This window comes from Elizabethkingia bruuniana, assembly GCF_002024805.1.
Taxonomy (GTDB): domain Bacteria; phylum Bacteroidota; class Bacteroidia; order Flavobacteriales; family Weeksellaceae; genus Elizabethkingia; species Elizabethkingia bruuniana.
In genome coordinates this window covers 4,331,735-4,345,940 of the sequence record NZ_CP014337.1, presented here as the reverse complement: position 1 = coordinate 4,345,940, position 14,206 = coordinate 4,331,735, and the positions used below count along the sequence as shown (strand labels likewise).

The 14,206-nt window shown below is 33.2% G+C and carries 13 protein-coding genes; all 13 read right to left on the bottom strand.

Features of this window, described 5'->3' with window-relative positions; translation table 11 throughout:
- Positions 1 to 2: 2 nt before the first annotated feature.
- The 13 genes from AYC65_RS20215 to AYC65_RS20150 all read right to left on the bottom strand — a co-directional run bounded on the left by AYC65_RS20215 (position 3) and on the right by AYC65_RS20150 (position 14,181).
- Complete coding sequence (locus tag AYC65_RS20215; RefSeq protein ID WP_034870661.1) at positions 3 to 2,057, bottom strand: CotH kinase family protein; 2,055 nt, start codon at positions 2,055 to 2,057, stop codon at positions 3 to 5.
- A gap of 88 nt (positions 2,058 to 2,145) precedes the next feature.
- Positions 2,146 to 2,574, bottom strand: a complete 429-nt coding sequence (locus AYC65_RS20210) for a M15 family metallopeptidase (RefSeq protein WP_034870660.1) — start codon at positions 2,572 to 2,574, stop codon at positions 2,146 to 2,148.
- A 29-nt stretch (positions 2,575 to 2,603) separates the two neighbouring features.
- A complete protein-coding gene (locus tag AYC65_RS20205; protein WP_034870659.1) occupies positions 2,604 to 3,128 on the bottom strand; it encodes a phage holin family protein in 525 nt (174 codons plus the stop codon).
- 82 nt (positions 3,129 to 3,210) lie between these two features.
- Complete coding sequence (locus AYC65_RS20200) at positions 3,211 to 3,411, bottom strand: hypothetical protein (protein WP_034870658.1); 201 nt, start codon at positions 3,409 to 3,411, stop codon at positions 3,211 to 3,213.
- 2 nt (positions 3,412 to 3,413) lie between these two features.
- Positions 3,414 to 4,421, bottom strand: coding sequence for a BspA family leucine-rich repeat surface protein (locus tag AYC65_RS20195; protein ID WP_078674696.1), 1,008 nt, complete (start codon positions 4,419 to 4,421; stop codon positions 3,414 to 3,416).
- Positions 4,422 to 4,430: 9 nt separating this feature from the next.
- A complete protein-coding gene (locus AYC65_RS20190) occupies positions 4,431 to 6,599 on the bottom strand; it encodes a CotH kinase family protein (RefSeq protein WP_157877528.1) in 2,169 nt (722 codons plus the stop codon).
- A gap of 5 nt (positions 6,600 to 6,604) precedes the next feature.
- Positions 6,605 to 7,099: a phage tail tube protein gene (locus AYC65_RS20185; protein ID WP_034870655.1), complete on the bottom strand. Its 495-nt coding sequence runs from the start codon at positions 7,097 to 7,099 to the stop codon at positions 6,605 to 6,607.
- A 21-nt stretch (positions 7,100 to 7,120) separates the two neighbouring features.
- A complete protein-coding gene (locus tag AYC65_RS20180) occupies positions 7,121 to 9,031 on the bottom strand; it encodes a hypothetical protein (RefSeq protein WP_034870654.1) in 1,911 nt (636 codons plus the stop codon).
- 6 nt (positions 9,032 to 9,037) lie between these two features.
- Complete coding sequence (locus AYC65_RS20175; RefSeq protein ID WP_034870653.1) at positions 9,038 to 10,891, bottom strand: phage tail tape measure protein; 1,854 nt, start codon at positions 10,889 to 10,891, stop codon at positions 9,038 to 9,040.
- Positions 10,878 to 11,135, bottom strand: coding sequence for a hypothetical protein (locus AYC65_RS20170; RefSeq protein ID WP_131828201.1), 258 nt, complete (start codon positions 11,133 to 11,135; stop codon positions 10,878 to 10,880). Before AYC65_RS20170 ends, AYC65_RS20175 begins: the two co-directional genes overlap by 14 nt.
- Positions 11,136 to 11,206: 71 nt before the next feature.
- Complete coding sequence (locus AYC65_RS20165) at positions 11,207 to 11,572, bottom strand: hypothetical protein (RefSeq protein WP_034870651.1); 366 nt, start codon at positions 11,570 to 11,572, stop codon at positions 11,207 to 11,209.
- A gap of 1 nt (position 11,573) precedes the next feature.
- A complete protein-coding gene (locus tag AYC65_RS20160; protein ID WP_052114753.1) occupies positions 11,574 to 12,047 on the bottom strand; it encodes a phage tail tube protein in 474 nt (157 codons plus the stop codon).
- Between the two features lie 1,486 nt (positions 12,048 to 13,533).
- Positions 13,534 to 14,181 (bottom strand): hypothetical protein, encoded by a 648-nt coding sequence (locus AYC65_RS20150; RefSeq protein WP_034870649.1) that lies wholly within the window; start codon positions 14,179 to 14,181, stop codon positions 13,534 to 13,536.
- Positions 14,182 to 14,206: the final 25 nt, after the last annotated feature.

Genomic DNA, 14,206 nt, shown 5'->3' with positions numbered 1-14,206 from the left:
GTTTATAAAAATTTTGAATCCAGGAAGTCTTTTCTATCCTGTAAGAATCTTAGAATATTATCTGTACTCTCTATTGCTTCAGGAAGCGTTACAACTCCCCATTTTTTTAAATCGGTTTCTATATCAGATCGGCTAAATGAACTACCTATATTGGTTAACAGTTTAGTCATGTTTTCCATTGATAAAATTGTATTTCTAACTTGTGCGTATCTAGCCTTTATTTCTGGCAATAACTGCGTTCTGAATTTTGGAAATATATCTTTGCTTCCTATGTACCATGAATTAGCACCCGTTGGAGCTGGTTGAACTTTTCCAAAAGGAACTTCAGCTACACCTAGTGTAAAATCTGTATCTATTAATACAGGCATCCAATGAATACCATCATATGTAATATACATTGCATTATTTACTATAGCGTCCCAATGTCCTATTAATTCGCATTGTAATAAAAAATCAATCCATCCATTCAATACCAAATAATCCTGATATGTTCCGGAAAAACTTTTTCTACCCTCATACACATCTCGCATATATCCAAAAAATCTGCTTATGCTATCTTTTGCTTTTTGTGATGGGGCCTTAGGACTCCTTAATTCGTAATCAGTTGCTATACCTTCATAAGTAGCATAAGCAGATTTATTACCTATTCCGACATTATAAATTTGAGAATCTAATAGTATATGATTCTGATTTTTAGTATCTAAAGCAAAAACAGCTGCATGCTTTTTCATTCTAAGGATGTAACACCCCATAAATGAGCCCTGATTTAAAACTACTGTAGGTGTACCATCAAGTACAAAAGGAGCTTCAGAAGAATTTATAGACTGCTCTAATGAAGTGCTGATGCTTGGATTTAAAACTTTAAATGAACTTTCCGGATATGGGCGTGACAAAATTAATTGCTTCCACAATCTCATATTGAATAACTCTTTAACTTTATTTGCATCCGTCCAATAGGCTTTTAAATGGAATGAATCTAAAGCAGGCAATTTCCCTGTTTTAACTTTCAGCTTTTTCCAATCAGCATTGAATAAATCTAAAGTAAAACCCTTTTTGGGAACCATCCACGAAGCGGAATAATTTCCTTGTACGGATATTTCGCAATTGGCAGTAAATAATATTCTCTCGCCAATCATAAAATCAACAGTTCCTCTCCGAACATCACCCAAGTCTACTGGAAACGTTATGGAGAAATTCAATTTTAATTGACTTAACTCAGGTATATCATAAAAGGCACCATTAAATATCTCTTTTTTTATTTCTGGCTTTATCTTGTTATAATCTAGATCATCTGTTCTTAACCTGGGAATATATATCGTCCCATCCCTTTCCTGAGAAATACCTACAGATCCATCTTTAGTAAGTATTTGCAGAAGGTCTAATTTGTATTCCTTTTTAAAAGCGCCTTCATATAATGTTTTTATATCATCTGGTAAACCTTGTATTATACTTTTAGAAATTGAATTTGGAGCATAATTAGCCCATAAATAACCATCTTTATCAATAGTGAAAAGGCCTGATCCATCTTTTGTGGCAAACTCCAGTAAATTAGCATTGCCTATGGAGCTAAAACCAGCCATGATTAATTTCCATTTATCGGATTCACCTGGCACATCAGTTGCCTGTATATCTGCAACAGCCTCGTAGATTATACCGTTATGAAATACCTGATTTGTTTTTTCATAAGTTTTTGAAATCCATGTATCAACCTTTGAGTTAGGTTTCTTACTCAATAGTTTTTCTGCTACTCCGCTATTTACCGTTACAAATACAAAGTTTTCATCCAACTCTTGCTGGGTAATCGTAATAGCTGGATTTATATTAGTATAGGTTCCGGCCTGTGCTACATCATATTTATAATAACCAGTGCCTGATACTACAGTTGATGTAGTAAGTCTTCCATAGATACCGCTACTAATTTTATCTATAAAATAACTAATTGGGGTTGCACTAAGATTATCCCCCTGTGCATGTATTAAATCTCCAGAGACAGGATTACCTATCTTAGGTAGCTCACTTGCTTTTATATAACTGATTAATTCTTTGTTTACTTCCATCTTCATTATTTTTTTGCCTGAACGGCATTCTCTACTTCATTTATAGCAACCGTTCTATACAAGAGACTTTTCTATAAAATTAAAATCCTTATTTTAATTCAAAGTGAGCCGGATCATATAGCTGTTTCCAATCACCTCCCCAGATAATATTAACCTCCAACTCTTTTGCTACTTTTTTAATATGATCTGCAATTAATTTTAATTTTTTCAAAGTATCTGGATGATTCACCTGAACTTTACCATTAAAAAATGGATAAAGATCCACCGCATAGCCGTAACCATCTTTTTTAACCTGATGATTAGATTTATTCCTAATACCGTCAGCGTTGGTAACTTTTATTCCTGGTTTTGCTCTGCCTTGTGCGTATAAATCCTGTTGACGTTTTAATGTTCGGACACCTTCTATTATTGTAAAATCTACCGGACTATTTGTGATAGCACATTTCATTATCTTAACAAGATTTGGATGTATTTTATCTAAATTACTTATACTTCTTGCATCTAATTTATATGTCATAATTTTATTAATAAATTGAATGATAAAAACTAAATATCCAGATCCTTATCTCCTTTATCACTATTAACTTTTATATTTTGCATAAACTTTTCTGCCATGCTTATAAATAAGCTTCTTATCCATGCAATAAGCCGCGATATTAAATCTACATTTTGAATATTCTTTCGGGAATAAACTGAAGCTATATTGGCTAGTATCGAAAGTCCTTCATTCACGATCAATACTCGTATAGTTACATCCACTGCCCAGGTGAAATCCTTATGCAAAGGTTTGCCCATTAAAGCAACAACCAAAGGAATAATGAGTATTAAAAACTTAGTGGCAAATCCCCAAGCCATAATGCTTATATTAAATTTATTTCCTAGTCTTAAACTTTTGGTTATTCCACAGAATGTGTCTATAATCATCAATACTGACAAAATAGTAATCACCTCAGCTTCAATATTTAAATAGGCGAATACCCCATATAAGACATATTTAGAAAAACTAAATATGCCTCTGTGATTTTCTCCCACAACATAGTCAGAAAGTCTTATCATATATTCTTTCATCATTTATTCTGTTAATAGCAGGTGGAAATCAAGAATAATCTCCACCTACTTCCCTATAACTTTATTTCTCTTTCCGAAATTTTCATTACCTATTAAAGCTTTCAACTTTTGACTCAGTGTTTTTCAAAGTTTTTTCGCTTACCAAACTCATATATTCTTCTTCAGTTATAAAGATTACGTCTTTCTCCGTTGAGAGTCTAGAGGCATTTTGCATCTCAGCTATCATAGTTACATGACCATCTTCTACTACTTTAAAATATTGACCATTTTCTTTAGTATACTCCATATTTAAACAATTGTATAAGTTATAACACCAGCATCCATGATAGTCCATCCTTTGGCAATCAAAGAATCTCTGTTAGATTTGTACTTGGGGTCGTAAAACAAACCATCAGCATTCAAAACCTTAGGCGTAGTACGTCCTGTAAAGTCTAAAGAATCTAAATTCTTTAAAAATTTACCATAATTTTCAGGTCCCATTCCCGACCACATAATTATTCGTTCGAAGTATGCTTCTTTATGGAATTTAATATGTGATAAATCTTGGTCAAAAGAAACACATTCCAAAAACATGGCATCGAAATTATCTACCCAAGATAAGTCTCCCCAATCTTTAATAGACCTATTCAAATTAAAGCATCTTCTAAACATTTCTTGAAATGTTTTGGCACTCTTAACATTTAACTTACCTATAGGCTTATTAAATTTAAAACAATCATTGAAAGCGGCGGTAAAATCAACATAATTTCTAGTATCTAATGATTCTATAGGCTCATTAAATTCAGAACATCCATCAAATGTGTGATGTAAACTTCCTCCTATACCGTAATCTGGTGTATGTTTTATTCCATATATCGGCTGATTTTTCAATACAGTAAGCCATTGAAACATGGACGTTAATGACCTTAAATTATATAAATTACTGGTCCAATCTGCTTTAGGTACTGTAGGATCGTCTACATTATAAGGAAGATATCCAACTCCGTATCTTATTCTCCATCTATAAGGTGCATCGTCAGGAAAACATAAGTAACAATCATTCTCGTTTGGATTAATTTTAATTAGCATTCCATACTCTGCTCCATTATCGTATAACTCTGTTTTACCAACCGCATCGTCTAAAGATTCATACATCCTTCCTCCTACAATCTTCACCATCCCTGCGCCGTCAAATCTAATGTGTAAAAATTTGTTCTGATCTGTCTCAGGAGTTCTGAAAATCCGGAGACACATATGATCTGCCAAAGGCAAAGCTCTAAGAGATGTGCCTGGAGATTTTAATATTAAACTATTCATATTAATTATTTAAGGGTTAAGCCATTGGCTATCTAAAAAATCTAATCTATATTTACAAGTATCATATAATAAATCCATACTTGGCACGAAGTTATTCCACCACCACCAGCCTGGTGTATTCCACTTCTTAAATTCAGCTTCATATACAGGCCATGGAATCCCTCTTGATATCCCTCCATATATTTTGCGGACAGCTTCATTAGATAATACCCCAGATTTTCTAAGTTCTGTGTATCTAGCCTTAAGTTCTGGAAGAAATATAGTCCTTAGCTTAGGAAATATATCTGCTGTTATTATTAATTGATTTACTGTATGTTGTTTTGTTTTATCAACATCAATAGTTAGATCCATATCAATAAGGATTGGACTAAAGTGTAAACCGTCATAAGAAACATACCCTGCATTATTACTAATTGTATCCCAATGAAGTAAGAATTCTGCTATTATAATCCAATCTAACCAATGTGGCAGATTGATATAATCTGCATATGAAGCTCGTACCGCTGCTGCATCTAACGTTCCTGTGAAAACATCCCTACACCATTTGAAAAATCTCATAGTATTCGTTTTCGTAGTAGCCGTTATATTTTTAGCTTTAGGGCTTCTAATTTCGTAAGCTACAGCTACTTCTTCGAAATTCTTATACTCATAACTTCCAAGTCCTACAGGCATTCCTGCGGGTGCAGCTAATTCAGCTTGAGATTCAATGAAAATACAAGTATCTCTTTTGGAGTTTATTGCATATATAGAATCCGTTTTTTTAGTTCGCAATACATATAATCCCTGAAATCTACCAGCAATTCGGACTTCACACGGAACTCCTATTAAAGCGTATTGAGCATCTGTACTAAAACCTTCGTAGTCAAGAGTATTAGGAGACTTTTTAGCATATATAGCTTTAAAATGATTATACGGATATTTATTTGACCGGATAAACGTCTGCCATAGCAACCCTCCGCCAACATCTCTGGTATGTGTAAAATCAGTAAGATATGCTTTAAGATGGAACCCTTTTAAAGGCGGCCTATCCCCTATCTTCAATGTTACAGCCTTACCTTTATCGTTGAATAAATCTATAGAATAACCTGGCTTCATTAATCCAGCAGTATACTGACCTTGTATAGACATCTCGGTATTAAATACACCAATCTTTTTCCTTTTAGCATCGCGCAGCTCGCAAATCTGTTGAGTAGGAGCTCTTGATGGACCACTATCTATAGGTAAAGGACCTTGTAGAATATCTAAGTATAACATTGTCTGCTCTGGTACAGCTAGTTCTGTTCCGTCAAAAATTTCATATTTAGCAGCATGATCTTTTTCTGAGTCCCTTAATTTGCCTACTCTTAATTTACTTATAAAAACTTCACCATTTTCATCAACATAAATGTACTTTTTAAGCTCTGAGTCGGCAAAATCAACGATATCAGATCTAAGATTTGTATCGAGTTGGGCATCCCTATAGAACCCGCGCTCATTAGTATATTTAAAACTTAGAGCATTCATCAATTCCTTTAAAGCATAATCCGTATCTTTTAAAAAATACTCTAACCCCTTAACAGCACTAACAGGGATGATATTAGCATCATAATTAGTAACGAAATTCCCATTATCATCCCATTTAGCTATTTGATTTCCAGCCGCATCCAATAACTGAACTAAAGTTTTTTTACCTGATCTAATTAATGCACCTTGCACTTTAAGCATCCATACAGTTTCCGGAGCTTCTCCAGGTATATCAGTAGATTGTGTACCTAAAACAGCTTCATAGATTGCCCCTTTATAAAAAACCTGACTTCCTTTTTCATATGCTTTAGCACTCCATGTTTCAACCTTTGAATTAGGTTTCTTACTTAGCAGTTTTTCTGCTACTCCGTTACTTACCGTTACAAATACAAAGTTTTCATCCAATTCTTGCTGGGTAATTGTAATAGCCGGGTTTATATTGGTATAAGTTCCGGCCTGTGCTACATCATATTTATAATAACCAGTACCCGGCACTACAGTTGATGTAGTAAGCCTTCCATAGATACCACTACTAATTTTGTCTATAAAATAGCTTATAGGCGTGGCGCTAAGATTATCGCCCTGTGCATGTATTAAATCTCCAGAGACCGGATTACCTACCTTAGGCAGCTCACTTGCTTTTATATAACTGATTAATTCTTTATTTACTTCCATCTTCATTATTTTTTTGCCCCCAAAGCATTTTCTACTTCATTTACAACAACTTTATCACGTTCGTTGGCTAAAACATATACTCTTTCATCACTTTCCTCCGGCTTGCCATAGCCAACTAATGTTGCCGTAAACGTCATATAAGAGTCTACTTCATTACCATCGCTTATAGATGATATATAAGCCCTCCCACTGTCTATATAATAGCCATAAAGGTTTTTCCTCTGCCATTCTATGAGTGTTCTGTTTCGTTTCAGCTGACGAATTCTCCAATATGATAATATTCCAGGCTTATCTTCTTTAACTGCCTGCCCCGACAATGATATACTATATCTTTGTAATGTAGGTTTTTGGGACTCCCAGCCCCCATTTTCCCGGGTAGTTGTAGTAATCATATCAGCATCTTCCGACATTGTTGAAGATTTTTCACAAGCAATAGGGCACCATACTCCGTTGTACTTAATGTAAAATATTGATTCCTCTCCTTTTATATACCGCTCCATTTTCTATCTATAAATTTATATTTAAGATTTAACTGTGACTTTTGTGACATCACCAAAATCTGGTTCAACTTCAAAATATTTATTATCTCTAAACTCATTTTTTTCTAAAAAGTTTTTAACAAATATCTTTCTCATATTGGATTGAATTTGGCAGGTTTTGGTATTATAACTATATTTTGTGAAAATGAAATAACCTTGCAGCAAGTCTCTCATATTTACTATATTAATGAATGGAATATACCCCAACACATCTCCTTCAAAAGCAGGAACAGGAATATGATTCATTCTAAGTACATCTTCCGCTATAAAAGATATTAAAGGTCTATATTCTAAATCTGAACCATCATCTCTAAACGGCTTATCTTGCCTTCTCCATGACTCGGAAGTCGGAGTACCATCTTTCAATACCAATGAGCAGGAATAAATATTCTCTTCGCTATCACCATTATATACCGTAGCATTTTCTTTTGTTACTGTTGATACCATCTTACTTCTTTGAGATGTATAGAAAATACCTTTCTGACTAGACTTGTTATTATCAGAAAAACTAATGTAATAAACACCAAAACGACCTGGTAAATAATTTAAAAAAAACTTATCAGCACCATAAATAATAATAGTAATAGGACTGTCTTCCGGAAAAGGAGGACAAGTTACTGTTACTGATGCATCACCTTTACCCATTCCATTCCCCTCGCTATTTTGAACATCCAAAACACTATCATTTCCATTTTCCCAATAAAACTCACCAGTACTAGTACTTTGGCTTAGTTTATAATTATTAGTTATAACCCCATAAAGTAAACGCTTACTTGAACCAGTATTAGAAAACTTTATAAATAAATTATTTATAGAATACTTTTTAAATATTGGGGACTTACTAGGAATGCTTTTCAATAATGTTGTTGCTAATACATCTTTTTCTTTTGCTTTTGAATTAGCCTCAACACCTCCATTAGGTAAAAACTCTAAACCCTCATAATCTGTCGTTACCTCCCAACCATCCATTATACTATTTATTTGCTTTAAATCAGAGTTGTATAGCTTAGACATAACACTACCGTATTGTAAATGTGATCTATAGGTTTGTACAGATGGTAGAATAGTTTTTCGTTGATTGGTATTTACAAAATGTGGATAATGACCATTTATTTGGCTTCCTAAAAATGACCAAATAGGTATTTGTATTTCTCTAACAAACACATTATTCTCATATCTCCTAAAGGTCATATTTTCAACATAGGAGGGCATTCTAATTATATACCACTCACCATTATGCATAAATACAGATGCTCCAAAAATAGATAAAGTAGACTTTAGCACTGATTCACAATCCATTTCTTTTGACTTACCCGCATCCTGATAAAACCTAATTGTATTCATATATACTTTATCCAAAAAGCTTTCTGTTTGTGGGTAAGCTCCCATTAAACGGACATTGATAAAGTAATTTATGGGTAAATCATAACCTGTCTTTATAAGACAATTATATATTACATCTCGTATGCACATGTTCCCTGTAAAATTGGAACCTGTATTATCAGCAAAAGAAATATCTTTTAAGGTACTCAGTCCATCAATACAATCTATAGATATAACCCAACTATCACTAACCAAATCTTCCCAAATACCATCAGGTTTTATATACCCTTTGAAAAGCATTTTATCTGCTCCTTTTTTACATTCAACTAAAAATGATCTTTCATCTTCTGAATATAAATCGTTTAGTGTTAAAGTCTCATTTGCTTCTAAATCTATTTCTAGAGTACTCGCAATTATAGGTTTTGTTAATTCTTTTCTCTCTTCATACTTTAAAGTGGCACTGCCTTGTATTTCTATAGGAATCCCAGTGAAATCTTTCTTCTTAATGTCAATCCTCACTAAATCATTTTCAGCATCGAAATACTCAATATAATATATTGTACTATACATGTTTAATTAACTTCCTGTTCTACTTCTTCTATCCTGCTCTCTTTCTAAAACTCCAACTAAATCATTTCCGGAAATCTTAAATACAACTGTCCCGCTTCCACTACTTCCACCAGATGAAGAATAGCTGGAAGAATAACTCTGTACATTTGCCCCTGCAGAAGTTGAAACTGCAGCACCTCCTGACCCAGACCCTTTTCCTTTATTACCAACAGCTCCTTTTATAACTCCACCTGCAATACTCAGTGCTGCCCCAACACCTATTAAAGCAAGAGCCGCCCCAATTTTTGAAAATGGATCCCCAAACATTAGAACCAACTCTAATTCTCCGAACAATAATGCTAGAACTCCGAATTTTATCATCATAGCTCCAAGTTCGGAAAGAAAGCCACCTAAAGATTGAAGTAAACTACTCCCTATTGCATCCAATACATTTCCACCTTCTCCTATAGCTGTTCCTATACTGCTAAAAAGATCCGTAATAGTATTACCAATTCCAGATTCTATTAAATCGTTTACTGATTTTATATATTCTTCGGTCGCTTTATCTTGTTCCTTTTTTGCCTGATCAAATATTTCATTATTTTGTTTCAGAGTTTCTAACAGAGTTTCTCTTTCATTTTTAGCTTCATCATCTCGCTGTTGCTTTCGATTTTTCGCTAAAGATTCCATTAAAGCATCTCTATCTTCTTGGAATTGTTTTTCAATACTTAAACGCTCTCTATTTTTTTGTAATGCTTCTTGCAACTCGTTTTTAAAAGAGTCTTTATCTTTTGAATCCGTCCCTGCACTAGATATTCCCTTACTGAAAACATTCTCTTTTTTGTTTTCTTGACTTTTTCCTGAAACCGAAGATCCAAAACCGATATCTGTTATATAGGATAACTTCTTTCCATTAAATATATTATCAATACCTGTAGATACATTATTACCTATATCATTTACCATATTTGCAATCACATCTACAGTATCACTGGCCAATGATTTTAGTGTATTAACACTTCCTATCATTATCTGACCTATTCCTCGTAAGATCTTGCTGGTATTACCTGTTAATCCTCCTTCTATAACATTTCCTATACCTCCAAATAAATCAGCAACATTTTTAGCAAATGTTTTAAATAATTCCCAGACCCCTTTTAAAATATTCTTTACATTATCAAATGAATTTTTAAAACTAGTAGCAATCCACCAGACAGCACTACGAACAATTATACTTTCATTATAAAGACGTATAAAATAGTTTACCGTATCTATGATGTATGGCTTTATCTTTCCCCAATTGGCCACAACTGCTGTAACAACTCCTACTAAACCAACAGTGACAAGTCCTACAGGAGTTACTAAAGCTGCTAAAGCTGCTCCTATTCCTTCGACACCTGCTATTAATGTAGATGCAAAACCTATAAACGATCCTATACCCGCTAATATGGGTCCAACTGCTGCTAATAATCCAACAAAACCAAGAATACCTTTCTGAATAGCTGGATCCAGGTTCTCGAATACAGTAACCACTTTATCTATATAGCCTGCTAATTTTTCTGCTATTCCTGATATATCAAAGTTTTTATTGATTACTTCCCCTACTCGCTCCATATTTATAGAGAGCGAGTTTTGTAGGGTATTAAAAGCATTTGCAATTCCTGTTGTAGCGCTTAATGCTCCAAGGATAGGTTTTGTTAAATAATCTATAAGCGTACTGCCCAACTTTGAAATTTGCTGTCCAGCCTCATTAAGACTGTTTATTTCATCTTTGAATGTTTTTACTTTGGCTTGGGCCTCTTCAATTTTACCTGTTAATTCTGATATGTATATCCCAACATTAACAATATTGGTAATATCAATACTATCATTCTTCGCCATTTCTTGTTTTTACTTCATTTAAATACTCCTTCATTGCTGCCTCATAGCTTACTTTAGCTTTATCCGAGGCTTTCACCACTTTACTACCTTCCAGCGGCCTAAAACTATTGATTGATGTTTTCCTCGGATCTATTGCTCCGGTTGCAACAAGTGAATGGTATACAATATCTCTTGTAACATAGGCCGTAATTTTTCGATTCCTTTCATAGCCTAATTTTCTTAATTGATATTCCCTCCATGTCATACCCATAACATAATCATAGGATGGGCATTTTAATTCATGAAGGGAAAATGAAATAACATCAATATCAAAATTTATTTTGACGCTCTTGGCTTCCTCCGCTTTCCCAAGCCCTCAGCCTCCTTGTCCATTTTATAAGTAATGGACTCTGCAAATGTATTACTGAATTTAATCGTTTCTTGAGAACTCAATCCACCATCCTGATCAATCCAATCAATAATATCATACTTGGTAAATCCAAGTTCATTTCCTTTCCTCTCCTCAGCATATGCCAAAGAATGATACATAAGTGTAGGTAATATGGATAAAGGCTTCTTCTGAAATGATTCGAAGAGCTCATTAATACTCATATTTTCCTTATCTTCAACTCTCCCCAGGAAACCTAATCCTAAGTGTCCTTCTCTCTCTTGGCCCCCAAGATTCAATATTACTTTATTCATATTAAGGTGCAGGTTTGATTAAATCTGTCTTAGATACCCAGCCCTCACCTTGTAGTGTTCCCTGAAAAGTAGCCTCACCTTCTGCTGGCGCTGTAAGTTGTAAAGAAGTAATACTTCCTTTACCATAAGAGGTGTCTACAACTGTAGCTCCATTACTAGTTGTTTGTTTCCAAAAAGTTAGTGCTTCGGTATCTTTTGCTTCTTTAATATGCTTTAACAAAAAGTCATAAGAAGCTTTAGCAGTTGATCCGCCAACAGAGGTTGTATCAATGAATTGCCCCTCAAAAGGAATTTCATACGATAAAGCTCCTTTAGCTTTTTTCTTGTCAGGGCTACATTTCGTAACCGGCAAATCCCTCATTTCCTGTGTAACATTTAATCCGTTTGATGTTAAACATGCTACTGGACGGTAAGCCGTACCATCATGAACATAGAGAATAATATCTTTCCCCATGATTGCTTTTTCTTCAGCCATTTCTCTAATTTTTAAATTAATTATTATCTATTTTTAATATTGATTAAACCCTATATGATCTAACAATCAGAACTCACAGGATGCTCACCTCATTATTCATTTCATCACATCCTGCTTGCTCCTGATATAATTGATGCTTATTATATCACTTTTAAATGATTGGATCGTGCCTTAATAAATTTGCTTTACCCAATTCTTTTACAGTATAAAAAAGCCTTATTTTTAGGCAATAAACACCCTAGGCAGTAAATATTTATGCCTTATTATATACCCTTGAAATTTTTATGAATATTATTTTAGTTCCTTGCCTTTACACCTCACCATTATCTCTAATATAGTGAATTTTAATTAATTATACAAATATTTTCTCATAATTAATTTATTTTATATTTTATTTTAGCGTGCACAATGCAAGATCATTCACAATACCTTATATCTTTATTCTAAAATTTAAAAAACAAAGTTCATCTATTTATTTTTTACAATGCTTCCAAGCATAGAATACGATTGGCAACCAGAAAACTATAATAAAACTTTGAATTAAAATACGTTTATCATCTTGTGGTACAGATTTACGAACAAGCCTGCAACATAAACTACCAAAAGCAAAATAAAACAGTAAAAAACCTAAGACATAAACATTAATCATTTTTATAAATATTTTTTTCAACTTCCCACCTCATTTCAAAACCATCTCCAAATTGTTTGAAATATTTACTTTAACACAAGCCAAAATTATTTGACTCTACTTATTTATTATTTCATTAGAACATATCTTACCTCTTTGTTCTTCCCCTCTATCCTAATAGGTTTTTTGCGACATTCTATCGGGCAAGATTTAATTTTCGCTAGATTATTCAACGCCCTTTGTCTATCCAACCATTCCTCCTCGCCAACTTGCATTTCGTTGACCATACTACCACTTAATCCATTCTTCATCATTATCAACCTAAAAAGATTCCCTACTGTAATACAAACACTTAAAAGCTATGTGATAAAATGTGAATAAAATGAACAATACACATTAAAAGAGAACATACTACGATTTATCTTTCAATCGTTTAAAACCATAAGCAATAGCACTGATTAGCAATAAAATACCTCCAATTATCATTAACATTATTCCTTTCTCCATATTATTTTTTAGAGTTATTCAATACTTCATTTTCCTATCCTCCATTCATTATGCTAATCAACTGCTATCTGCTTTATTTATATTGATATAAGTACAATTTTTATATGTTTAATAAAACCGGGATGCTACACTTTCTACATAAAGCCTTTTCATTTTCGCATCCCGTTTTTTGAGTTTGTTAACTCGGTTCTGAAACATTCCTTACAATGTTTCAACTGTAATAAATTTACGAAAAAAATAAAACTTTTCAAAAACTAAACACTTAAAAATCAGAATATATCCACAAAAAAATCACTTCGAACATTTCCTTCAATTTGTTTTTAACTAACAGAATTCATTCCACATTAAAACCTAATTTTTTGTTCTCGACAATCTTGAATGATGAGTACGCATTTCTATGTTATTATCAACTAACACTTTTTTAATTGTTCGATGTGATAACTTCAATTTTTTTTCCATTTCACATATTGACATCCCCGATATATATAACACAACAATCTCATTTACTTTAGTAGAATCAAGCTCTTTTCTTTTCATCACTATACCATTCTTTCTTGCATATTTATATACAAATTGTCTAACCGAATGAAGTGTAGTATTATATTTTTTCACAATATCCCCAATTTCCATTTTGTGATTAAAGTAATCATTGCCAATCCTATAATAAAGAGAACTCACATCCTCCAACTTAACTCGTAGTCTTTGTTTATTTATATTATTTTTTGATTGACCTGGCAGGTTTGGCTGTTTCGTTTTCCTAACACTAGCCCGTTCTCTTTTAATTCTCTTTTCCTCAGTTCTACGCTCATAATTTAAATCACTAAGAAAAGATGACATTTTATAAGCATTTTGATCAATAATAATTTTCTGAAGGATTCTTAATTTCATTTTTGGATTATAAGACTTTGTTACCTCAACTGTGTTTATGTTATATTCATTATACTTATCCACAATCATTTGCGCTCTTTCAATAAGCTGCTTCTGTTCAAAAGTTTTCATATATCAATAGTTTATAATGGTTAAT